This is a genomic window from Streptomyces fodineus (assembly GCF_001735805.1).
Lineage (GTDB): Bacteria > Actinomycetota > Actinomycetes > Streptomycetales > Streptomycetaceae > Streptomyces > Streptomyces fodineus.
This window is the reverse complement of sequence record NZ_CP017248.1, coordinates 3458829-3480944: the sequence shown is the minus strand read 5'-3', so window position 1 is coordinate 3480944 and position 22116 is coordinate 3458829. Positions and strand designations below refer to the sequence as shown.

Annotated in this window: 21 protein-coding genes; 13 read left to right on the top strand and 8 right to left on the bottom strand. The window is 70.7% G+C overall.

What is annotated here, in order from left to right:
• Positions 1-24: 24 nt before the first annotated feature.
• Together scy and mce are read right to left on the bottom strand one after the other, a co-directional pair.
• On the bottom strand, positions 25-3873 hold the full coding sequence (gene scy, locus BFF78_RS14135) for a polarized growth protein Scy (RefSeq protein ID WP_069778667.1): 3849 nt from the start codon (positions 3871-3873) through the stop codon (positions 25-27).
• Positions 3874-4078: 205 nt separating this feature from the next.
• Positions 4079-4519 carry a methylmalonyl-CoA epimerase gene (mce, locus tag BFF78_RS14130; protein WP_069778666.1) on the bottom strand — a complete coding sequence of 147 codons (441 nt, stop codon included), beginning with the start codon at positions 4517-4519 and terminating at the stop codon, positions 4079-4081.
• 148 nt (positions 4520-4667) lie between these two features.
• Here mce and BFF78_RS14125 point away from each other — a divergent pair, with 148 nt between their 5' ends.
• The 3 genes from BFF78_RS14125 to BFF78_RS14115 all read left to right on the top strand — a co-directional run bounded on the left by BFF78_RS14125 (position 4668) and on the right by BFF78_RS14115 (position 8267).
• On the top strand, positions 4668-5867 hold the full coding sequence (locus BFF78_RS14125) for an acetyl-CoA C-acetyltransferase (protein ID WP_193433459.1): 1200 nt from the start codon (positions 4668-4670) through the stop codon (positions 5865-5867).
• A 51-nt stretch (positions 5868-5918) separates the two neighbouring features.
• On the top strand, positions 5919-6875 hold the full coding sequence (meaB, locus tag BFF78_RS14120; RefSeq protein ID WP_069778664.1) for a methylmalonyl Co-A mutase-associated GTPase MeaB: 957 nt from the start codon (positions 5919-5921) through the stop codon (positions 6873-6875).
• A 147-nt stretch (positions 6876-7022) separates the two neighbouring features.
• Positions 7023-8267, top strand: a complete 1245-nt coding sequence (locus tag BFF78_RS14115; RefSeq protein WP_069778663.1) for an MFS transporter — start codon at positions 7023-7025, stop codon at positions 8265-8267.
• Positions 8268-8306: 39 nt separating this feature from the next.
• On the opposite strand, the gene BFF78_RS14110 is transcribed toward BFF78_RS14115, so the two are convergent.
• From BFF78_RS14110 to BFF78_RS14095, 4 genes are all read right to left on the bottom strand, one after another.
• Positions 8307-8783: a MarR family winged helix-turn-helix transcriptional regulator gene (locus tag BFF78_RS14110; protein ID WP_069778662.1), complete on the bottom strand. Its 477-nt coding sequence runs from the start codon at positions 8781-8783 to the stop codon at positions 8307-8309.
• 92 nt (positions 8784-8875) lie between these two features.
• Complete coding sequence (locus tag BFF78_RS14105; protein ID WP_069778661.1) at positions 8876-9694, bottom strand: AIM24 family protein; 819 nt, start codon at positions 9692-9694, stop codon at positions 8876-8878.
• The gene (locus BFF78_RS14100) at positions 9691-10341 is read right to left on the bottom strand and encodes an AIM24 family protein (RefSeq protein ID WP_069778660.1); all 651 of its coding nucleotides are present in this window, start codon (positions 10339-10341) and stop codon (positions 9691-9693) included. Before BFF78_RS14100 ends, BFF78_RS14105 begins: the two co-directional genes overlap by 4 nt.
• Before the next feature lie 2 nt (positions 10342-10343).
• Positions 10344-10976 (bottom strand): AIM24 family protein, encoded by a 633-nt coding sequence (locus BFF78_RS14095; RefSeq protein WP_069778659.1) that lies wholly within the window; start codon positions 10974-10976, stop codon positions 10344-10346.
• 194 nt (positions 10977-11170) lie between these two features.
• On the opposite strand from BFF78_RS14095, the gene BFF78_RS14090 reads away from it, so the two are divergent.
• The 6 genes from BFF78_RS14090 to BFF78_RS14065 all read left to right on the top strand — a co-directional run bounded on the left by BFF78_RS14090 (position 11171) and on the right by BFF78_RS14065 (position 15437).
• Positions 11171-11515, top strand: a complete 345-nt coding sequence (locus BFF78_RS14090) for a DUF3817 domain-containing protein (protein ID WP_069778658.1) — start codon at positions 11171-11173, stop codon at positions 11513-11515.
• Complete coding sequence (locus BFF78_RS14085) at positions 11512-11805, top strand: MTH1187 family thiamine-binding protein (protein ID WP_069778657.1); 294 nt, start codon at positions 11512-11514, stop codon at positions 11803-11805. Before BFF78_RS14090 ends, BFF78_RS14085 begins: the two co-directional genes overlap by 4 nt.
• Before the next feature lie 106 nt (positions 11806-11911).
• On the top strand, positions 11912-12664 hold the full coding sequence (locus BFF78_RS14080; protein WP_069778656.1) for a hypothetical protein: 753 nt from the start codon (positions 11912-11914) through the stop codon (positions 12662-12664).
• Positions 12665-12769: 105 nt separating this feature from the next.
• Positions 12770-13279 (top strand): MarR family winged helix-turn-helix transcriptional regulator, encoded by a 510-nt coding sequence (locus tag BFF78_RS14075; protein ID WP_069778655.1) that lies wholly within the window; start codon positions 12770-12772, stop codon positions 13277-13279.
• Between the two features lie 43 nt (positions 13280-13322).
• On the top strand, positions 13323-13661 hold the full coding sequence (locus BFF78_RS14070; RefSeq protein WP_069783562.1) for a DUF3817 domain-containing protein: 339 nt from the start codon (positions 13323-13325) through the stop codon (positions 13659-13661).
• A 75-nt stretch (positions 13662-13736) separates the two neighbouring features.
• A complete protein-coding gene (locus tag BFF78_RS14065; protein WP_069778654.1) occupies positions 13737-15437 on the top strand; it encodes an acyl-CoA mutase large subunit family protein in 1701 nt (566 codons plus the stop codon).
• Here the strand turns inward: BFF78_RS14065 and BFF78_RS14060 are convergent.
• Positions 15434-16081 carry a TetR/AcrR family transcriptional regulator gene (locus BFF78_RS14060; RefSeq protein ID WP_069778653.1) on the bottom strand — a complete coding sequence of 216 codons (648 nt, stop codon included), beginning with the start codon at positions 16079-16081 and terminating at the stop codon, positions 15434-15436. The genes BFF78_RS14065 and BFF78_RS14060 overlap by 4 nt on opposite strands.
• Before the next feature lie 233 nt (positions 16082-16314).
• On the opposite strand from BFF78_RS14060, the gene BFF78_RS14055 reads away from it, so the two are divergent.
• The 4 genes from BFF78_RS14055 to BFF78_RS14040 all read left to right on the top strand — a co-directional run bounded on the left by BFF78_RS14055 (position 16315) and on the right by BFF78_RS14040 (position 20571).
• Entirely contained in the window at positions 16315-17283 is a 969-nt protein-coding gene (locus BFF78_RS14055; protein WP_069778652.1) for a tetratricopeptide repeat protein, read from the top strand.
• A 623-nt stretch (positions 17284-17906) separates the two neighbouring features.
• Complete coding sequence (locus BFF78_RS14050; RefSeq protein ID WP_069778651.1) at positions 17907-18539, top strand: DUF6230 family protein; 633 nt, start codon at positions 17907-17909, stop codon at positions 18537-18539.
• Between the two features lie 117 nt (positions 18540-18656).
• Entirely contained in the window at positions 18657-19211 is a 555-nt protein-coding gene (locus BFF78_RS14045; RefSeq protein ID WP_069778650.1) for a DUF6114 domain-containing protein, read from the top strand.
• On the top strand, positions 19201-20571 hold the full coding sequence (locus BFF78_RS14040; protein ID WP_193433458.1) for a hypothetical protein: 1371 nt from the start codon (positions 19201-19203) through the stop codon (positions 20569-20571). The genes BFF78_RS14045 and BFF78_RS14040 overlap by 11 nt, the downstream gene beginning before the upstream one ends.
• A 95-nt stretch (positions 20572-20666) precedes the next feature.
• Here BFF78_RS14040 and pyk read toward each other — a convergent pair whose 3' ends face one another.
• Positions 20667-22094 carry a pyruvate kinase gene (pyk, locus tag BFF78_RS14035; protein WP_069778649.1) on the bottom strand — a complete coding sequence of 476 codons (1428 nt, stop codon included), beginning with the start codon at positions 22092-22094 and terminating at the stop codon, positions 20667-20669.
• Positions 22095-22116 lie beyond the last annotated feature (22 nt).

Below are 22116 nucleotides of genomic sequence, written 5' to 3'. Positions count from 1 at the left end.
AGACACCCGAATGGACCTCACACGCTAGCCGTCTGACGCCTTGCCACCCGAACGGGGGGCGCCGACCGTCGCACCGGCCTTGACCCCGCCCTCCTTGCCGGACGACGGCGCCTCGAAGGACTCCAGCGCCTCCAGGACGTCCTGGACCCGGGAGATCTCGGCGTTGATGTCCTCGCGCCGGCGCACCAGGATCTCCAGCTCGCGCTTGCCCTCCTCGACCGTGCGCCGGGCCTCGCGGATCGCCTCGTGCTTCAGCTCCTCGGCCTCCTTGATGAGGCTGGCCTTCTTCTGCTCGGCCTCCTTGAGCAGCCCCTCCGCCTTCTTGACGGCGGCGATGCGCACCTTGCCCGCCTCGGAGTTGGCCTCCGACACCAGCTCCTTCGCCTTCGCCTCCGCCTTCTCCAGCTGCTCCTCGGCGGCCTTGATGAGCGCGTCGCAGCGGTCGCCGGTCGACTTCATCGTCTCGGCCGCCTCGCGGCGGGCCCGCTCGTGCAGGTCCTCGATCTCGGTGGTGATGCGGTCGCGCAGCTCCTCCGCGCGCTCCCTGATCGCGGTCGCGTCCCGGCGGGCGCCGACCAGCAGCTCGTCGGCGTCCGTGCGGGCCTTCTCCACCCGGGAGTTGCCCTCGACGGTCGCCTCGGAGACGATCCGCTCGGCCTCGCTGCGGGCCGCGCCCACCATCGTGTCGGCCTGCGCCTCGGCGTCCGCGGTGGTCTTCAGCGCCTGTTCCTGCGCCTCGCCGAGCAGCTTGTCGACCTCGGCCGTGGTCTCGGTGATGAGCGTGTCGACTTGCTCGGCCGCCTCCGAACGCCGCTTGTTGGCCTCCCTGCGGGCCTCGTCCAGGGTCCGCTCGGCCTCCTCGCGGGCGGAGTTGACGAGCCGCTCGGCCGCCGCCTCCGCGTCCGCCTTGAGCTGTTCGGCCTCCGCCCGCACCCGCTCGGCGTGCTGCTGGGCCGAGCCGACCGTCTCGGCGGCGTCGGCGCGCAGCCGCTCGGCCTCGCCGGTGGCGTCCCCGACGAGCTGCTCGGCGGCCGCCAGGGCCTCCGCACGCACCCGGTCCGCCTCGGCGACCGTCTCGGTCTGGAGACGCTCGGCCTCGTTGCGGGCCTCGGTGATCAGGGTGTCGGCCTGGGTCGCCGCGTCCGAGCGGATCCGGTTGGCGTCCTCGCGGGCGTCCGCCCGGGTACGGGCCGCGGCCTGGTCGGCCTCGGCGAGCGCGTCCGACGCCTCGGTGCGCACCCGCTGGGAGTACTCGCCCGCCTCCGCGCGCAGCCGCTCGGCCTCGGCGATCGCCTCCCCGACCGTACGCTCGGCCAGGGCCTTGGCGGCCTCCGTCTCCTCGTTCGCCTCGCGCCGGATCCGCGAGGCGTCCTCGCTCGCCCGCTCCCGCTCGGCGTAGGCGTCGGCGCGGACCCGGTCCGCCTCCTCCTCGGCCTCCCGCCGGGTGCGGTCCGCGGCGTGCTCGGCGGCCGAGCGCAGCCCGGTGATCTCCTCCTGCGCCTGCTCGTGCAGCCCGGCGACGGAGTCCCGTACCTGCTGGGCGTGCTGCTCGGCGGCGGACACCATCTCGGTGGCGCGCCGGTCGGCCTCCTCGACCAGCCGGATCGCCTCGGCCTGCGCCTCCTCGACCCGCGCGCGGGCCACGGCCAGCAGTTCCTCGCTCTGCTCGCGGGCCCGCTCGCGCTCCTGGTCGGCCTCGGCCCGCGCGCTGCCGAGCGTCTCCTCGGCCTCGCGGCGGCGCCGGGCGGCCTCCTCCTGCGCGGCGGCCAGCGTCTCGGACGCCTCCGTGGCCAGCCGTTCGGCGGCGGCCCTCGCCTCCGCGCGCACCCGGTCGGCGGTGTCCTGCGCCTCCGCCTTCAGCCGCTCGGCCTCGGCGGCGGCCTCGCTGCGCAGCCGTACGGCGACGGCCTCGCCCTCGGCGCGGGAGGCGGACGCGTCGGCCGCGGCCTCGGTACGCAGCCGTTCGGCCTCGGCCTCGGCCTGCTGCTGGAGGCCGCGGATGCGTTCCGCCGCCTCGGCGCGCAGCCGCTCGGTCTCCTCGGCGGCCTCCCGGCGGATCCCGGCGGCCTCCTCGCGGGCCTCCGTGAGCGCCTGCTCGGCCGACTCGAGCCGGTCCTGCGCCTCCGTCTGCAGCCGCGTCAGCTCCTCGGCGGCCTCGGCGCGGCGGGCCTCGACGATCCGCTCGGTCTCCTCGCGCAGCTCGCGCGCCGCGGTCTCGGCATCCGTCCGGACCGTCTCGACCTGCTCGTCGGCCTCGGCGCGCAGCCGCTCGGCCTCCTTGCGGGCACGGTCCAGGGTCTCCTCGGCCTGCCGGCGCAGGCTGGTGGCCCGCTCGATGGCCTCGGTGCGGACCTTCTCGCTGTCGGCGGTCGCGGTCTGCCGCAGCTCGTCGGCGTCCGCCTTGGCCTTGGCCAGCAGCTCCTCGGCGGACCTGGCCGCCTCCTCGATCTGCGCGACCGCCTCCCGGCGGGCCTCCGCGCGGATCGACTCGCCCTCGGCGACCGCGTCGGCGCGCAGCTGCTCGGCCTCGCCGCGCAGCCGGCGGGCCTCCTCCTGCAGCTCGACCGTCTTGGCGCGGTACTCCTTGGTGTCGTCCTTCGCCGCGCCCTTGAGCTGCTCGGCGATGTCGTGCGCCTCGGCGCGCAGCCGGTCCGCCTCGGTCTCGGCCTCGGTGCGGATCCGCTCCGCCTCCTCGGCGGCGGCCTTGGTGGTCCGCTTGGCCTCCTCGGACGCCTTGTTCAGCACGTCCTCGGCGGTCTTGGCCGCCTTGGACAGCTGGGTCGCGCTCTCCTCGGCGGTGAGCGTGCGGGCCTTCTCCGACGCCTCGGCGACGATCTTCTCGGCCTCGGCACGGGCGTCCGCGACCAGCTGCTCGGCCTCGGACCTGGTCTGCTCGGCCTCCTTGGTGGCCTCCTCGACCAGCCGGGCGACCTGCTCCTTCGCCGTGCGCGTCCGCGCCTCGCCCGCCGCCTCGGCGCTCGCCAGCCTCTTGGCGGCGGCCTGCTCGGCCTCCGTCTGCAGTTTCTCGGCCTCGGCCTGCGCCTTGCGCAGCGCCTCCTCGGCCGCCGCCATCCGCTCCTCGGCGGCCCGGCTCAGCTCGGCGGCCTGCCGGCGGGCGGCGTCCGACTCGCTGGCCGTGCTGGTGCGCAGCTGCTCGGCGTGGTCGGTGGCCTCCTGGGCCTGCGTGGAGGCGGCGTTCAGCAGGCGCTCGGCGTCCGTACGGGCGCGGCGCAGGATCTCCTGGGCCTCCGCGCGGGCCGTCTCGGCGTCGCTCTGGAGCCGCTCCCGGGCCTCCCGGGTCACCCGCTCGGCCTCCGCGCGGGCGGCGGCGAGCGCCTGCTCGGCCTCGGCGCGGGACTCGTCCAGCAGCCGGCGGGCCTGCTGCTCGGTGCGGGCGCGCAGCTGCTCGGCCCAGGCCACGTTCTCGTTGACGTGCGACTCGACGGTGGCGCGGCGCTCGGCCAGCTCCTGGTCGAGCTGCTGGCGCCGGGTCACCGCCTCCTGGTGCAGTTCCGCCTGGAGCCGGGCCGCCTGCTCGGCGTGCTCCTGCAGGATGCGCTGGGTCTGCGCGCGGGCCTCCGCGGCCATCCGCTCGGCGTCCTGGCGCAGCTGGTCGGCCTGGATCTGGGCATTACGGAGCAACTGCTCGGCCTGATAGCCGATGTCACCGCCGTCGAAGGCGGGCCGGGTCATCAGAGTGCGGCGCGCCTCGTGCAGCTTGGCGCGCAGCACCTCGACCTGGTAGCCGAGGTCCTCGGCGTGCTGGATCGCCTTCTCCCGCTCGGTCCTCAGCCGCTTCATCTCGGCCTCGAACCGAGAGAGGTGGTCGACGTCAGCCGCCGGCTCTCGCTCCTGGCTCTCGTAGCCCCGCACTGCGCGGTCCCATCCGTCCCCTGGTCAGCTTCTCCAACGAGCCTCGTCCTCCGCCGAACGGGGCCCCCGGGGAATGGTGTCAGATCAACGGCGGAGCACGGGCTGCTGCCCCGACGCTCGTCCCCCGAAACCCGGACCCCGGAACGGCCGTCCCCCACTTTCGGGGACGACCGCCCCCAACCCTACCGGCCCTTATGTACGGGGGTCAGTGCTCGGGCGACTCAACAGGGGCCGAAGTGACCAGTTCCGTCAGCACGCCATGGCAGTCCTTCGGGTGCAGGAAGGTGATCCGCGACCCCATGGTTCCGTGCCGGGGCTCGTCGTACAGGACGCGTACGCCCTTGCCGCGGATGTCGGCGGCGTCCCCGTCCACGTCCGCCGTGCCGAAGGCGATGTGGTGGACGCCCTCGCCGTTCTTGGCCAGCCACTTGCCGACCGCGGAGTCCTCGCGGGTCGGCTCCAGCAGCTGGAGGTAGGAGGCCCCGCCGTCCGAGGTCTCGTTGATCTTGAGCATGGCCTCGCGCACGCCCTGCTCCTCGTTGACCTCGGTGTGGAACACCTCGAAGCCGTACGTGGCCCTGTAGAACTCGACGGTCGCGTCTAGGTCGCGGCAGGCGATCCCGATGTGGTCGATTCGCGTCAGCATGGATTCAGTGCAGCGCTACGGCGGTGGTTACGCAACGTGCGCGCGATCACACCGACGGCCCGATGACGGCACGGAGTGCCATCAGTACATTCGAAGTAAACCCTCGTTCACTCCTCGGCTGTGCAGGCCGGTAAGGGGATCGCAGCTCATGCCTTCTGGAACGACCAGCTCGGTGATCGTCGCGGGTGCACGCACCCCCATGGGACGACTGCTCGGCTCCCTCAAGTCCTTCTCCGGAGCCGATCTGGGCGGCTTCGCGATCAAGGCCGCCCTCGACCGTGCGGGGATCGGTGGCGACCAGGTGCAGTACGTGATCATGGGCCAGGTGCTCCAGGCCGGCGCCGGCCAGATCCCGGCTCGCCAGGCCGCCGTGAAGGCGGGCATCCCGATGAGCGTCCCGGCGCTCACCATCAACAAGGTCTGCCTCTCCGGCCTCGACGCCATCGCGCTGGCCGACCAGCTGATCCGCGCCGGCGAGTTCGACATCGTCGTGGCGGGCGGCCAGGAGTCCATGACCAACGCCCCGCACCTGCTGCCGAAGTCCCGCGAGGGCTTCAAGTACGGCGCGGTGCAGATGCTCGACGCCATGGCCTACGACGGCCTGACCGACTCCTTCGAGGGCATCGCCATGGGCGAGTCCACGGAGAAGCACAACACCCGCCTCGGCATCGGACGCCCCGAGCAGGACGAGATCGCCGCCCTGTCCCACCAGCGGGCCGCCGCCGCGCAGAAGAACGGCCTGTTCGAGGCCGAGATCACCCCGGTGGAGATCCCGCAGCGCAAGGGCGACCCGGTCCTGTTCAGCAAGGACGAGGGCATCCGCGGCGACACCACCGCGGAGTCCCTGGGCAAGCTGCGCCCCGCCTTCAGCAAGGACGGCACGATCACCGCCGGCTCCTCCTCGCAGATCTCCGACGGCGCCGCGGCCGTGGTCGTGATGAGCAAGGCCAAGGCCGAGGAGCTGGGCCTGACCTGGCTCGCGGAGATCGGCGCGCACGGCAATGTGGCGGGCCCGGACAACTCCCTGCAGTCCCAGCCGTCCAACGCCATCCAGCATGCCCTGAAGAAGGAGGGCCTGGAGGTCTCCGACCTCGACCTCATCGAGATCAACGAGGCCTTCGCCGCGGTCGCCGTGCAATCAATGAAGGACCTCGGCGTGTCCACCGAAAAGGTGAACGTGAACGGTGGTGCGATCGCCCTCGGTCACCCGATCGGCATGTCCGGCGCCCGTCTCGTGCTGCACCTGGCGCTCGAGCTCAAGCGCCGCGGCGGGGGTACCGGCGCGGCCGCGCTGTGCGGTGGCGGCGGCCAGGGCGACGCCCTGATCGTGCGGGTGCCGAAGGCCTGACTTCCCCATACATCGCTGAAGGTACGTTGCTGAAGTGAACGGAGCTGTTTGATGCAGGACGTCTCCTCTCTGGTGGCCCTGGCCAGGGAAGGCCGGCCGCGGGCCGTGGCCCGGCTGATCTCCCTTGTGGAGGGGGCGTCCCCGCAGCTCAGGGAGGTCATGGCGGCGCTGGCCCCGCTGACCGGCAACGCCTATGTGGTGGGCCTGACGGGCTCACCCGGTGTCGGTAAGTCGACCTCCACCTCCGCGCTCGTCACGGCCTACCGCAAACAGGGCAAACGGGTCGGCGTCCTGGCCGTCGACCCGTCCTCGCCGTTCTCGGGCGGCGCCCTGCTCGGCGACCGCGTCCGCATGTCGGAGCACGCCTCCGACCCGGGTGTCTACATCCGCTCGATGGCGACCCGGGGCCACCTGGGCGGCCTGGCCTGGGCGGCGCCGCAGGCGATCCGGGTGCTGGACGCGGCGGGCTGCGACGTGATCCTGGTCGAGACGGTGGGCGTCGGCCAGTCCGAGGTCGAGATCGCCTCCCAGGCGGACACCAGCGTGGTCCTGCTGGCCCCGGGCATGGGCGACGGCATCCAGGCGGCGAAGGCGGGCATCCTGGAGATCGGCGACGTGTACGTCGTCAACAAGGCGGACCGGGACGGCGCCGACGCCACGGCCCGCGAGCTGAACCACATGCTGGGCCTCGGCGAGTCCCGCGGGCCCGGCGACTGGCGCCCGCCGATCGTCAAGACGGTCGCGGCCCGCGCCGAGGGCGTCGACGAGGTCGTGGAGGCCCTGGAGAAGCACCGCGCGTGGATGGAGGAGCGCGGCGTCCTCGCCGAGCGCCGCAGGGCCCGCGCGGCCCGCGAGGTGGAGACCATCGCCGTCACCGCCCTGCGCGAACGCATCGGCGACCTGCACGGCGACCGCCGCCTCAGCGCGCTCGCGGAGCGCATCGTCGCGGGCGAACTGGACCCGTACCGCGCGGCGGACGAGCTGGTGGCCGGTCTGACGCAGGGCTGAGCCTCGCCAACCCGCCGCTGCTGTTGCTAGGTTGGCGGGCATGTTCCTCACCTTGGCGTAGAGCGCACACCGGACCGCGAGGCCGCCGAGAAGGCCCTCGCGTCCTTCGGTGTCCCCTCTTCCGCCTCCCACCAGAGGAACATCAGCATGTCCACGCATGCCCCTACGCAGTCCTCGTACGCCGCCGTGCTGCGCCTCCCGCACGCGCGCCGCACCTTCGCCTCCGCCCTCACCGCCCGTCTGTCCTACGGCACGGTCTCCCTGGCGGTGATGCTGTCCGTCACCCGGGCCACCGGCTCGTACGCCGTCTCCGGCGCCGTCATGTCCCTGTTCGGGGCCGCGACGGTCTTCCTGATGCCGCTCAGGGCGGCCTTGATCGACCAGTACGGGGCGCGCAGGGCCCTGCTGCCCATGTCGGTGCTCTACGGCGCCCTGCTGTGCGTCCTGGCCGCACTGACCTGGCGCCCCGGCGCACCCCCGGCGGCCATCGCGATCGCCGCGGCCCTCGCGGGCGCCTGCGCGCCGCCACTGGGCCCGACCATGCGCGCGGTGTGGGCCGAACTGGCCCCGGAACCGGGCATGCTGGCCCGCGCCTACAGCCTGGACGGCGTCGCCGAGGAACTGCTGTACGTCTCCGGTCCGGCCCTGGTCGGCGCGGTGATGGGCTTCGCCCCGCCGGCGTCCGCAATCCTGCTCAGCGCGCTGCTGATCGTGGGCGGTACCTGCGTCTTCGTCACGTCCCCGGTGCTGCCCGGCCCGCGGGCCGCCGCCCCGGGCAAGACGCGCGGCGCCCTCTGCGGGCTGCTGGCGCCGGTCGTCGTGGCAGCGGGCGCCGGACTGGCCCTCAGCGGGGTGGACCTGCTGGCGATGGCCTTCGCCACGCAGCGGTCGTACGACACCGCCGTGGTGCCCTGGGTGCTGGGCGCGCTCTCTGCGGGCAGTGCGGTGGGGGGCCTGGCCAACGGGGCGGTGGCGTGGCGGGCACCGGCCCGGGTACGGCTGTGCGGGTTCGCCGTGGCGCTCGGCCTGGTGATCGCGGGGGCGGGCCTGGCGCCGGGCCTGTGGCCCCTCGCCGGAGTCATGGCACTCGCCGGGGCGTTCATCGCCCCTACCCTGACGACGGCGTACCTCGTGGTCGACGAGGCGGCACCCGAGGGTGCCCGCACACAGGCGGGCGCCTGGGTCAACGCCGGGGTGAACGCCGGGAGTTCGGCGGGAGCGGTGGTGACGGGGCTGCTGATCGGACGGGTGCCGCTCGGGGTGTGCTTCCTGCTGGCGGGCGGGGCGGCCGTGCTACCCGCCGTGGCGACGTATCGCCGTCGCCGGGTGCGGGCGGCACGGGTGGGCGCTGGGGTCGCCCCTCTGGAGGAGGAACCTTGCCGGCCCCGGTGAGCGACCCACCCCCGCCCCAGCTGCGGCACCCCGCACTGCTCAGGGACGTCCCCGCTGCCCCCTGAGGTGCTCGGCGATCGGTTTCAGCGCCTTGTCCAGCTCCATCAGCGCCTCCGGCGACAGCAGGTCGATGAAGTGCCGCCGCACGGAGGCGACATGATGTGGCGCCACCTTCTTCATCGTCTCCATGCCATGCTCGGTCAGCACGGCGTACAGCCCCCGCCGGTCGGACTCGCAGTTCTCCCGGCGCACCAGATTCGCGTTTTCCATTCGCGTGATCTGGTGCGACAGCCGGCTCTTGGACTGCAGGGTCGCGGAGGCGAGGTCGCTCATCCGCATGCGCAGATCGTCCGACTCGGACAAGTTCACGAGGATCTCGTAGTCGTTCATAGTCAGGCCGAACGGCTGCAGATCCTTTTCCAGCTGGTACGTCAACAGCCTGTTGACCTCCAGGTGGGTGCGCCAGGCGCACTGCTCCGCATCGGTCAGCCAGCGCGTGGCCGTTTCGGTCTCCATGAATGAAGTCTACCTAAGAAGTTGAATGACGAACTACTTCGGGTGGTGTGACAGTGCGCACGCGTTCGACGTCACACTCCGCAGACTACCGCTCACAGCCCGAAGCGACGCTGGAGGTCTCCCAGCTGTCCGGGAAGGCGCGGTGCACCCGCCGATTGCGGACCGTGTCCGACCGACCCCGGAACGCCACCTCCGGGCACCCCTGGCTCGGACGGAACGACCCCCGTCGCCGTCTCCTCCATGAGGGTCTCCGTCGACTGCAACAGCACCGTCCCGGCGCCCACGAACTCGAACTGGTGCTCCTCCCCGGACACCCCGCCGAGGCCCGTCATCGCACGTAGACCGCCCAGTACACCCGTCAGATAGCCGTGGTCGTAGTGATGGCACGGCGACGGGCAGTCGGCCCACCCGACGAGCGCCTGCGGGTCGACCCGGATCGGAGGTTCCATGAACACCACCGGACCGTTAGATGCGGCGACAAACTTGCCGGTTCCGATAAGGGTCAGAAAACCCGGCACGATCGATTGCTTGAGCGCGAGACTTGGCTGAAAAGCGAGCAGGTTGCCCGCGCGAATGGTCAAGTTCCCGTCGTCCAGGTCGTAGGAATTGACGTCGAAGGCCCGGTCGGCGAGCAGCATCTTGCCCGAGCCCGCCGCCACGACCCAGTCGCTCGCGTGCAGTGGCGAATGGAAGGACGTGCGGACAACTCGGTCGAGTCGCCCATGCCCGATGCCGTTGAACTCGATCGCCCCGTAGTAGGCGATCATCTTCCCCTTCTGCAGGAACCACTGGCCGCTCTTGAGCTCGACACAGAACGTGTACTTGTTCACGTTGTCGTCGGCGGGCAGCGTCATCGGGTCGTACACGACCGGCCCGGCCGGTCCGGCGCCCGGAGTTCCGTACATGCTCACAGCTTTTCCTCCGACGCCTGGACGAACACCGTGCCGTTGCCGCTCAGCTCCAGTTGGAAGGCCTCGCCGGAGCCACGGCCCACCATCTCGCGCCAGCCGAGCGCGGCGGACAGCTTGTTGCGGACGTCGCCGTGGTGGGCGACGTAGGCCTGCGGGTCGACGTGGACCGGGCGCTGGGGGGTGATCGGGATCTCGAAGACGCCGCCGTGCGCCATCACGGCGACCGAGCCCTGCCCCTGGAGGGTGGTGGTGAACAGGCCCTGGCCGGTGACCTGGCCGCGGACCAGGCCCATCACCCCGCCCTGGGAGCCCATGAACATCGTGCCCTGGCGGAGCGTGCCCTCGAAGGCGAGCAGGCGGTCCGCCTCCACGTAGAGCGTGTCGCCGGTGAGGTTGATGACATGGACGTGGTGGCCGCCGTGCCCGAAGAAGACGGTGCCGCTGCCCTCCACCGTCATCAGCGGTGTCGCCTCGCCCGTCACCCGGCGCCCGATCATGGACATCAGGCCGCCCTGGCCGCCCTGGAGGTTCGGCGTGAAGGACACGTCCCCCTTGTAGGCGAGCATCGCGCCGCGCTGGCTGAACAGCCGCTGGCCGGGCAGCACGGTCGCCTCGACCATCTTGGAGTTGATCTCCCGGAACGCCATGGCTACAGATCCCCCGCGATCGTGTTCCGCTCGCTCGGCTGCACGTAGACCAGTCCGTCGCCCTCGAAGCGGATCTGGAAGGCCTCGCCCCCGCCCTCACCGAAGAACGTGCGGAACGTCACGCCGGACTGGAAGGACTGCCGGACGTTGCCCTGGTGCGCGATGTACGCACCCGGGTCGACGATCAGCGGGTACTGCGGGCTGACCCGGAGGGCGACCGCCGGCCCGTCGGACATGATCGCCGCCTGTCCGTGCCCCTCGACGGTCGTGGTGAACAGGCCGTTGCCCTGCGAGGCGCCGCGCAGTCCGGTGAACGTCGTGCCCGTCCTGAGTCCCGCGTCGGTCGCGAGCAGGTTGCTCGACTCCACGTAGAGCTTGTCCCCCTGGAGGCCGACCAGGTTGATCTCCGAGGCCCGGTCCGCGAACCAGCAGGTGCCGTGTCCCTTCACCTCCATCACCGTCATCTGCTCGCCGGTGAGCCGCCGGGTCACCATCCCGCGCAGCCCTTCGCCGCCGCCGGTGAGCTTCTTGAAGTTCATCTGCCCGTCGTACGCGACCATCGAGCCGTTCTTCGCCTTCACGGCATCCCCGGTCATGTCGACGGCGAGCACTTTGCTGCCTTGGAGTCGGAACATCGCCACCCAGTGAAAGTAGCGGCGCGGCGGGTGGACGGGACAGGGCCCGTGGGTGGATACCGACCCTGAGCGGACCCCTAGAGTCGTCGTTTGCCACAATGGTGCGACGCTTGTGCGTGCGTTCACAAACGGCAGCCCCCAGCCGACGGACCGTAACCGGCAGACCGTCGCGACTCTCCCACCGAAGGTGATCCGTGGACATCAAGACCGCCACCGCCCTCCGCCGTCTCCGCCTGGTCTCGGCCCCGGAGGCCGTGTCCTTCCTGATCCTGCTCGTCTGCTCGGTGCTGAAGCGGACCACGGACTTCAACGCGGTCCCCGTGATGGGCGCGGTCCACGGCGTCCTGTTCGTCCTCTACGTGATCTTCTGGGCGGACGCCTGGAACCGCACCAAGTGGCCGCTGAAGACCGGCCTGCTGTACTTCGTCCTTTCCGTGCTGCCCACCGGCGGCTTCTTCGCCGAGCGCAGGCTGAAGCGCGCCGCCGAGGACGAGATCATCGCGGCCCGCGCCCGCAAGGAAGGAGTCGTGAACGCGTGATCGTCGCCTTCTCCGTGACGCCCCTGGGCGTCGGCGAGGACGTGGGGGAGTACGTCGCCGACGCCGTCCGGGTGGTCCGCGCCTCCGGGCTGCCCAACCGCACCGACGCCATGTTCACCTCCATCGAGGGCGAGTGGGACGAGGTCATGGACGTCGTCAGGCGTGCCGTCGCCGCGGTGGAGGCGCGCGCCCCGCGCGTCTCGCTCGTCCTCAAGGCCGACATCCGCGCCGGCGTGACCGACGGACTCACCTCCAAGGTGGAGACCGTGGAACGGCATCTGGCGTCCTAGCTTCTGAGGGATGCTCATCTTTTGAGTGAACTCCAAAGGCGGTGTACGTTCCCCTCCTGATGTTTTGAGTGATCGCTCAACTCACGCTCTGACCTGGGGGAACACCATGGGTCTCTACCGAGAGACACACATACGCGCCGACCTCGACGCGCTGTGGGCGCACACCCAGGACCCCGTCACGCGCCTGCGCTGGGACCTCCGCTTCAAGTCGATCGAGCCGCTCCCGGGCACGGCGGGCGAGCCGCGGCGCTTCACCTGCGCCTGGCGCGTGCTGCCGCTCCTCACCGTGCCCGGCACCGGCGTCGGGGCCGGCGAGAAGGACCGCCCCGACGGCACGCGCGTGTGCGCCCTGCGTTTCTCCTCCTCACATCCGCTCTCCCCGGTATCCGAGGCGAGCGCCTACTGGCGTTACGTGCCAGACGCCCACGGCGTCCGGCTGCTCACCGGGTACGAATACCGCCCCCGCGGGGGCGCCTTCGGCGCGGTCGCCGACCGGCTGCTGCTGCGGCCGCTGACGGGCTGGGCGACGGGGTGGTCCTTCGACCGGCTCCGCTTGTGGCTGGAGCGGGGGATCACTCCCGAGCGGGCCCTGGTCAACTGGCTCATCGAGCTGGCGGTCCGTGCGGCTGTCCTCACGGTGTGTCTGACCGGGCTGGGGCTGGAGTCGCTGCTGCGGCTGTTCGGGTCCTTCGCCGACACCATGGCCTACCTGTGTCCGCTGCTGCTGGTCGTCGCCGGGTCGCTCGCGGTCCTCAAGGCGCCGCTGGCCGGGACGCCCGCCGCCCGGCGGTGCCTGCGGGCGCCGGTCACCCGGGCTCGTGCGCCGCGGGTGCTGCGCCGGCTTCAGGCGTACGGGTGACCGCGCCCCTGAGCCCGGCCGCCTCACCTGGGAGGTGGATGAGGGGGCGACCGAAAGGCGAGACGGGGCTGACCGGCATATGACTGGCCGGTAGGGTCTGATGACGTGCCGAAGCCACTCAGCCTCCCCTTCGATCCCATCGCCCGTGCCGACGAGCTCTGGAAGCAGCGCTGGGGAAACGTGCCGTCCATGGCCGCGATCACCTCGATCATGCGGGCCCAGCAGATCCTGCTCGCCGAGGTGGACGCGGTGGTCAAGCCGTACGGACTGACGTTCGCGCGGTACGAGGCACTGGTGCTGCTCACCTTCTCCAAGGCCGGTGAGCTGCCCATGTCCAAGATCGGTGAGCGGCTCATGGTGCATCCCACCTCGGTGACGAACACCGTGGACCGGCTGGTGAGGTCGGGGCTGGTCGCCAAGCGGCCCAATCCGAACGATGGGCGCGGCACCCTCGCCGTCATCACCGACAAGGGACGCGAGGTGGTCGACGCGGCCACCCGCGACCTGATGGCCATGGACTTCGGGCTCGGGGTGTACGACGCGGAGGAGTGCGCGGAGATCTTCGCGATGCTGCGCCCGCTGCGGATCGCGGCGCACGACTTCGACGAGGAGTGACCCGGGGCAAGATCTCCCGGAACGGGTGGTTACGCTCGACGGCATGAAAAAGAGCGTGCTGACCCGCTACCGCGTCATGGCCTACGTCACCGGTGTGCTGCTGGTCCTGCTGACCCTGGGCGTGATCGCCAAGTACGGGATTCACCTCGACGGAGCGGACAAGTTCACCACCTTCGTCGGTATCGCGCACGGCTGGCTGTACGTCGTCTACCTGGTCTTCGCCTTCGACCTGGGCTCCAAGGCGAAGTGGCCGGTCGGCAAGCAGCTGTGGGTGTTGCTCGCCGGGACGATTCCGACCGCCGCGTTCTTCGTCGAGCGCAAGGTCAGCCGCGAGCTGGAGACCAAGGTCGCCGACCCGGCCCCGGCCGTCGCGAAGGCGTAACGCTTCACCGCCGTACGACACCGTGCGGCGGTCAGCCATCGACATTTACTAGGACGTCCTAGTAAATTCGATGGTATGGACGCTCACGCCATCGAGGAGGGCCGCCGCCGCTGGCAGGCCCGCTACGACGCCGCGCGCAAGCGCGACGCTGACTTCACCACGCTCTCCGGCGACCCCGTGGAGCCGGTGTACGGACCCCGGCCGGGTGACTCGTACGAGGGATTCGAGAGGATCGGCTGGCCCGGGGAGTACCCCTTCACGCGCGGGCTCCATCCGACCGGCTACCGCGGGCGTACCTGGACGATCCGCCAGTTCGCCGGGTTCGGCAACGCCGAGCAGACCAACGAGCGGTACAAGATGATCCTCGGCAACGGCGGTGGCGGGCTCTCCGTCGCCTTCGACATGCCGACGCTGATGGGCCGCGACTCCGACGACCCGCGCTCGCTCGGCGAGGTCGGGCACTGCGGCGTCGCCATCGACTCGGCCGCCGACATGGAGGTCCTGTTCAAGGACATCCCGCTCGGTGACGTCACGACGTCGATGACGATCAGCGGGCCGGCCGTTCCCGTCTTCTGCATGTACCTCGTCGCCGCCGAGCGGCAGGGAGTGGATCCGGGGGTGCTCAACGGGACCCTCCAGACCGACATCTTCAAGGAGTACATCGCGCAGAAGGAGTGGCTCTTCCAGCCCGAGCCCCATCTGCGCCTGATCGGCGACCTGATGGAGCACTGCGCGGCCGGCATCCCCGCCTACAAGCCGCTGTCCGTCTCCGGCTACCACATCCGCGAGGCCGGGGCGACGGCCGCGCAGGAGCTGGCGTACACGCTGGCGGACGGCTTCGGGTACGTCGAACTGGGGCTGTCCCGCGGCCTGGACGTGGACGTCTTCGCGCCCGGCCTGTCCTTCTTCTTCGACGCGCACGTCGATTTCTTCGAGGAGATCGCCAAGTTCCGTGCGGCGCGGCGCATCTGGGCGCGCTGGATGCGGGACGTGTACGGCGCGAAGTCCGAGAAGGCCCAGTGGCTGCGCTTTCACACGCAGACGGCCGGGGTCTCGCTGACCGCCCAGCAGCCGTACAACAACGTGGTGCGTACGGCCGTGGAGGCGCTGGCGGCCGTGCTCGGCGGGACCAACTCCCTGCACACCAACGCCCTCGACGAGACGCTCGCGCTGCCGAGCGAGCAGGCCGCGGAGATCGCGCTGCGCACCCAGCAGGTGCTGATGGAGGAGACCGGGGTCGCCAACGTGGCCGACCCGCTGGGCGGTTCGTGGTACGTCGAGCAGCTGACGGACCGGATCGAGGCGGACGCGGAGAAGATCTTCGAGCAGATCAAGGAACGGGGTCTGAGGGCCCACCCGGACGGGCGGCACCCGATCGGACCGATCACCTCCGGGATCCTGCGCGGGATAGAGGACGGCTGGTTCACCGGCGAGATCGCCGAGTCCGCCTTCCGCTACCAGCAGGCCCTGGAGAAGGGCGACAAGAGGGTCGTCGGCGTGAACGTCCACACCGGGTCCGTCACCGGGGACCTGGAGATCCTGCGGGTCAGCCACGAGGTGGAGCGGGAGCAGGTGCGGGTGCTCGCCGCGCGGAAGGCCGGACGTGACGAGTCCGCGGTGCGCTGCGCGCTGGACGCGATGCTGACTGCCGCGCGGGGTGGCTCCAACATGATCGAGCCCATGCTGGACGCCGTACGCGCCGAGGCGACGCTGGGTGAGATCTGCGGGGTGCTGCGGGATGAGTGGGGGGTGTACACGGAGCCGGCCGGTTTCTAGGCGCCGTTGCCTCGTGCGGGCGACTCGGCCGGCTGAGAAGTCAGGCCCAGGAGCAGCACCCGCGTAAAGTCGCGCACCCACTCCTCGTCCGCCGGTTTGCCGCTCACCAGGGTGCGGTGCACCACCGCACCCGCCACCACGTCGAAGATCAGGTCGACCGTGCGGGCGGACTCCTCGGGGTCGGGCTCCGGCGGGAGCTCGCCCCGGCTCTGGGCACGGGCGCGGCCCTGAAGGACCAGGCGGATCTGGCGCTCCACGATGGAGGCCCGGACGCGCTCGCGCAGGGCGTCGTCACGGGTGGACTCGGCGACCACCGCCATCAGGCCGCTCTTGGCCTCCGGGCGGGCCAGGATGGCCGCGAACTGGAGGACCACGCCCTCGATGTCGGCGGCCAGGCTGCCGCGGTCGGGAAGCTCCAGCTCGTCGAAGAGTTCCGCCACCGCGTCGCACACCAGCTCGGGCTTGCCCGCCCAGCGGCGGTACAGCGTCGTCTTCGCAACCCCGGCCCGCGTCGCCACGTCTCCCAGCGTGAGCTTGGACCAGCCCAGTTCCACCAGCGCCTCCCGGGTCGCGGCCAGGATCGCGGTGTCCGCGGCGGTGCTGCGCGGGCGGCCGGTACGGCCGGCGGAAGTGCGGCTCTGCATTCCTCGACCATAACCGGCGGGATCTGTGCGGTCGTGAGGGAGATCACCGGGGGGTGGTGTCGCGCGGGCCCTCGATGGCATTACGCTACGAGTCGTATCGAAAGCTCGTGAGGGCTCGTGACGGACGTACACGAGGCGCGCGCGAGCGGTGACCACGGGGGCGTGGGGTGGGGACCCGGCGCCCGCGTACGACGCTTTTTCATTCCGACGCGGTAACGGGGGAGGATAGACGTATGCAGCCACGGAACATGTCCATGAGCGGCGTCGTCGACCTCGCCGCGGTGAAGGCGGCCCAGGAGGCCAAGGCCAAGGCCGAGCAGGCGCGCGCCGAGGCCGCCCGGCAGGGCGGCACGGGGGCGGTCGCCCCGGCCGATCTCGTCATCGACGTCGATGAGGCGGGCTTCGAGAGCGAAGTCCTCCAGCGGTCCGCCGAAGTACCCGTCGTCATCGACTTCTGGGCCGAGTGGTGCCAGCCCTGCAAGCAGCTGAGCCCGGTCCTGGAGCGCCTCACCCTCGAGTACGGCGGGCGCATCCTCCTCGCCAAGATCGACGTCGACGCCAACCAGATGCTGATGCAGCAGTTCGGGGTGCAGGGCATCCCGGCCGTGTTCGCCGTCGTCGCCGGACAGGCGCTGCCGCTCTTCCAGGGTGCGGCCGCCGAGCAGCAGATCCGGCAGACCCTGGACCAGTTGGTGCAGGTCGCCGAGCAGCGGTTCGGGATCACCGGCCTGACCGTCGACCCGGACGCACAGCCCGGCCAGGCGCCCGCGCAGGAGCAGGCGGGGCCGTACGACACGGCGCTCAATGCCGCCGCCGAGGCGCTGGACGCCGGTGACCTGGCCGGTGCCGTCCGCGCCTACCAGAACGTGCTGGCCGACGACCCGGCCCACCCCGAGGCCAAGCTGGGCCTCGCGCAGGCCGAGTTGCTGCAGCGGGTGCAGGGCTTCGACCCGCAGAAGGTCCGTCAGGAGGCCGCCGAGAAGCCGAAGGACGTCGAGGCGCAGATCGCCGCCGCCGATCTGGATCTGGTGGGCGGTCATGTCGAGGACGCCTTCGGCCGGCTGATCGAGACTGTGCAGCGCACGCTCGGTGACGACCGGGACGCGGTACGACGCCGGCTGCTGGAGCTGTTCGAGGTCGTGGGTCCCGATGATCCGCGCGTGGTGGGCGCACGAAGGGCCCTTGCGCGCGCCCTGTTCTGACCAGTCGCTAAACGCCACGGCTTGTGATGCCGGGGTGAAAAGTTTGCCGACGAGCCGTCACGATGGCCGTGCTTTACCAAATCTTGGTAATTGCGCAAACTGTTACTGCGAGTAAGTCGAAGCCGTTGATCTGTCTGGTTTTGTCCAGGGGTCAACGGCTTTGCTCTGCCCACGATTACCACCCAGCGTCGCACTCCGAGACCGGTCGGTCGTCCTCCGGTTATCCGGCCGTTACTAGCGAGTAACGAACCCCCTTGTGCCGGGGCCGAGAATGCACCACGATCGGCGACGCTCGGTCCATTCCCGTACCCCGGCAGCCGGCCGGGTGATGGGAGACTCTGGGTCCCCACCGAGCAGAGTCGGCGGCAGTGGCGCCGGCTCTTGGGCAGGGGGGTCTTCGCCCACCCGGCGAAGCCTGTCCAGCAAGGTTGTGCGTGATGCGTGTCAGGCGCGACCAGTGGTTGTCGCTCGGGGGTGATCGCCGGTGATTCGGTCGCGGTTCGCGCCACCGAGTGCAGGCGCTCTCCTTCCCGAGGACGTAGCACTTCTCCCATCCCTGCCCGGGTGAGCCGCCGTTTGGGGCGAGACCGGGCCAGGAGATGTACGTCCGAGAAGGAGGAAATATGGAGTCCCAGGTGCGTGGCGGGACCAGATGGAAGCGGTTCGCTGTGGTCATGGTGCCCAGCGTGGCCGCCACGGCGTGCATAGGTGTCGCCCTCGCGCAGGGTGCTCTCGCCGCGTCGTTCAGCGTGTCCGGTCAGTCGTTCAAGGTGACCGCGGACAAACTGGTCGGTCAGGGCTTCGAGCAGTACGGCGCGATCGACAACGGCTACACCCTGAGCGGCCAGCAGACCGCTCACCCGGTCGCGGTCTCGGCCTTCAAGAGCGCCTCGATCAGCAACATGTGTCAGTCCGTCGTGACGCCGAACATCCCGGTGCTGGGCTCGGTGAGCCTGGTGCTGAAGGCGGGCGCCGACAAGCCGGTCGAGGCCGACAATCTCTACATCGACCTCGACGACCTCAGCGCCGACGCCACCTTCAACAACATCGACATCGGTGTTGCCGCCAAGGACGCCAACAAGGGTCCGGGCATGAAGGGCGGGAAGGAGCAGTCCAACCCGTACGGCTTCGCACAGCAGGCCGACTCGGCCACGCTGACCGGCGTGAAGCAGACGGCCTGGGCGACCACGGCCGGAACCTTCAAGCTGAGCGGTCTGCACATGTCGGTGCAGACGGGTACGCACGAGTGCTACTGAGCACGCGGTGATGGGCGGGGGAGCCGATGGCACCCCCGCCTGTCCACTACTCCGGCCGCGTTTCACACGCGGCACACATCTCCACCACAGCAACGCCGCACCAGGGAGCTGTTTTCCATGAGCGCCGAGACTTCTGCCGCCGCTGCCGGCCAGTTCACCCGCCGGAGGCTGCAGTTCCGCGCCTGGCGGGGCACCCGTCCGTTCTGGGCCGGACTGTTCGTTCTGCTCGGCGGCATTCCGATCATGTACTTCCCGTACGCCCACCTCCAGGTCGGACACCTGACGCTGGCGATGGCGACCACCGCGGGAGCCGGGTCCCTGATCATCGGTGTGCTGCTCGTCGTCCTGGGCATCAGCCTCTGGTTCCAGAAGCACGTGCGCACCTTCGCGGGCGTCGCGGCGATCCTGCTGGCACTGGTGTCCATCCCCGTGTCCAACTTCGGCGGCTTCGTCATGGGCTTCCTCTTCGCCCTCATCGGCGGAGCGATGGCCGTGGCCTGGGCGCCGGGCGCGCCCGCCCAGCCGCAGCCGCCGGCCGAGGCGGTCCCGGGCGATGGCGGTGACCCGCAGACCGCGCCGCTGCCGGAGCGGTACGCGGACGCGCCGGGGGAGAACGACCTGTCAGGAACGAGCCCGGCCAACGGGGCGAACGGGAGGCACAGTGCCGGCTGACGAGGTGACCCGCGGGACCGACGAGGACGGGTCCCGCGGAAGAACCGGGCCCCGCCACGCGGCCCCCAGAAAACCGTTGTTCACCAGGTTCCACATGCCCGCCGGCAAGGCGATCGCCTCCGTGGCGATGCCGACGGCGGTGCTGATGGGCATGGGCTTCACGTCCACGCTGGCCCTCGCGGCAGGCAACGGCAGCAGCCCGTCCCCGTCGACGACGGCCAAGAGCCTGACGGCCGACGAGTACAAGAACTGCGTCAAGGCGCTGGACAGTTCCAAGAACGCCTCGGCGTCGCCCTCGCCCTCCGCCTCGCAGAGCACGTCCGCCGACAAGGCGACGCCGACGCCCTCGGCGAGCGACAGCGCCAAGGGCACGACGTCCGGCGACTCGGGCACGGCCTCTTCGTCGGGTTCGGGTTCCGGCGACAAGGCCACGCCCAAACCGACCGCGACCTCCGGCTCCTCCGGCTCGGGCTCCGGCTCGTCGGGTTCGTCGTCGGGTTCCGGCAGTGACACGGCCACGCCCACCCCGTCGGCGTCGAAGAGCGGCGGCGGTCTGCTGGACACCATCGGTGACACGCTGGGCGGCATCCTCACCGGCGGCGGCAAGGACTCCGGCGGCTCGTCCGCGAGCCCGACGCCGTCCGCGACCCGGTCGGCGAGCGCGTCCTCGGACTCCTCGTCCAAGCCGGCCCCGTCGTCATCCGCGTCCAAGGCCTCCGACACGGTGAAGAACACCGTCTCCACGGTCGGCAAGACCGTCGGGGACACGGTGAAGAACACCACCGACACGGCCTCCAAAACGGTGCAGGACACCACCACGGCGGCCCAGAAGGCGGCGGCGTCGGCCACCCCGAGCCCGTCCGCGAGCTCGTCCGCCTCGGCGCAGGACTGCCCGGCGGCCACGACCGACCAGGGCGGCGTCGACAACAACGTGCCGGTGGCGGACGACCCCTGGTACCTGGACGCCAGCTCGCTGCTGCTCAAGGGTGCCGACTACAAGGGCATCGTCGAGGTGAGGACGGCCTCCGGCACCACCAAGAAGGTGCTGAAGTTCGTCATCTCCGACGGCACGGACATCGGCGACCTGCACCAGACGGTGAAGGACAAGCTCTCGGGCAAGACCTACCACGTGCAGGCGGCCGGCGGCTCGACGTCCACCATCCGGGGTGGCTCCACCGTGATGTACACGGAGAAGATCTCGGGCAACCTGTTCGGTCTGATCCCGATGACGTTCAGCCCCGACAGCCCGCCCCCGCTGAACCTCCCGCTGATCTACTTCACCCATGTGAAGGTGGTCCAGGCGGCCCAGTTCGGCGGCAACCTGCACGTGCCCGGCATGCATGTGTACACGACCGACTGACCGGTCCCGCAAAGCCCGTTCGGGAGCCGCACACAGCTGAGGGCGCCCCCTCCAGGGGGCGCCCTCAGCGCCGTACAAGGCCCTTACGGGGCCTGTCAGTTGCCCTGCGCGCCGAGGTGGTGGACGCGGAGCATGTTGGTGGTGCCGGGGACGCCGGGGGGCGAGCCGGCGGTGATGATGACCGTGTCGCCCGCTTCGAACCGGCCGAGCCTGGCGATCTCCTGGTCCACCAGGTCGACCATCTCGTCCGTGGTGTTCACGAACGGCACGACGTGCGACTCCACGCCCCAGCTGAGGGTGAGCTGGTTGCGGGTGCCCTCGTCCGTGGTGAAGGCGATGATCGGCTGGATCGCGCGGTACCGGGACAGGCGGCGCGCGGTGTCACCGGACTGGGTGAAGGCGATCAGGCCCCGGCCGCCGAGGAAGTCGGCGATCTCGCAGGCCGCGCGGGCCACCGAACCGCCCTGCGTGCGCGGCTTCTTGCCCGGCACCAGCGGCTGCAGACCCTTGGAGAGCAGTTCCTCCTCGGCCGCCTGGACGATCTTCGACATGGTCTTGACCGTCTCGACCGGGTAGGCGCCGACCGAGGACTCCGCCGACAGCATGACCGCGTCGGCGCCGTCCAGGATCGCGTTGGCCACGTCGGAGGCCTCGGCGCGGGTCGGACGGGAGTTGGTGATCATCGACTCCATCATCTGGGTCGCCACGATCACCGGCTTGGCGTTGCGCCGGCACAGCTCGATCAGGCGCTTCTGCACCATGGGGACCTTCTCGAGCGGGTACTCGACGGCGAGGTCGCCACGGGCCACCATCACGGCGTCGAAGGCCGCGACGACGTCCTCCATGTTCTGTACCGCCTGCGGCTTCTCCACCTTGGCGATGACCGGGACCCGGCGGCCCTCCTCGTCCATGACGCGGTGCACGTCCTGGACGTCCTTGGCGTCCCGGACGAAGGACAGTGCGACCATGTCGCAGCCCATGCGGAGGGCGAAGCGCAGGTCCTCGATGTCCTTCTCGCTCAGCGCGGGCACGTTGACGGCGGCGCCGGGCAGGTTGATGCCCTTGTGGTCGGAGACGACACCGCCCTCGATGACGATCGTCTTGACCCGGGGGCCCTCGACGTCCAGGACCTTCAGCTCGACGTTGCCGTCGTTGATCAGGACCTGGTCGCCGCGCGAGACGTCGCCCGGCAGCCCCTTGTACGTCGTACCGCAGATGTTCTTGTCGCCCGGGACGTCCTCGGTCGTGATGACGAACTCGTCACCGCGCTCGAGTTCGACCGGACCCTCGGCGAAGGTCTCCAGGCGGATCTTCGGGCCCTGTAGGTCGGCGAGGACGCCGATGGCCCGGCCGGTCTCCTTGGACGCGGCCCGGACGCGGTCGTACCGCGCCTGGTGCTCGGCGTGGGAGCCGTGGCTGAAGTTGAACCGGGCCACATTCATGCCCGCCTCGATCATGGCGACGAGCATCTCGTGGGAGTCGACCGCGGGGCCGAGAGTACAGACGATTTTCGAACGGCGCATGGGGCGATCCTATCGGTTTGTT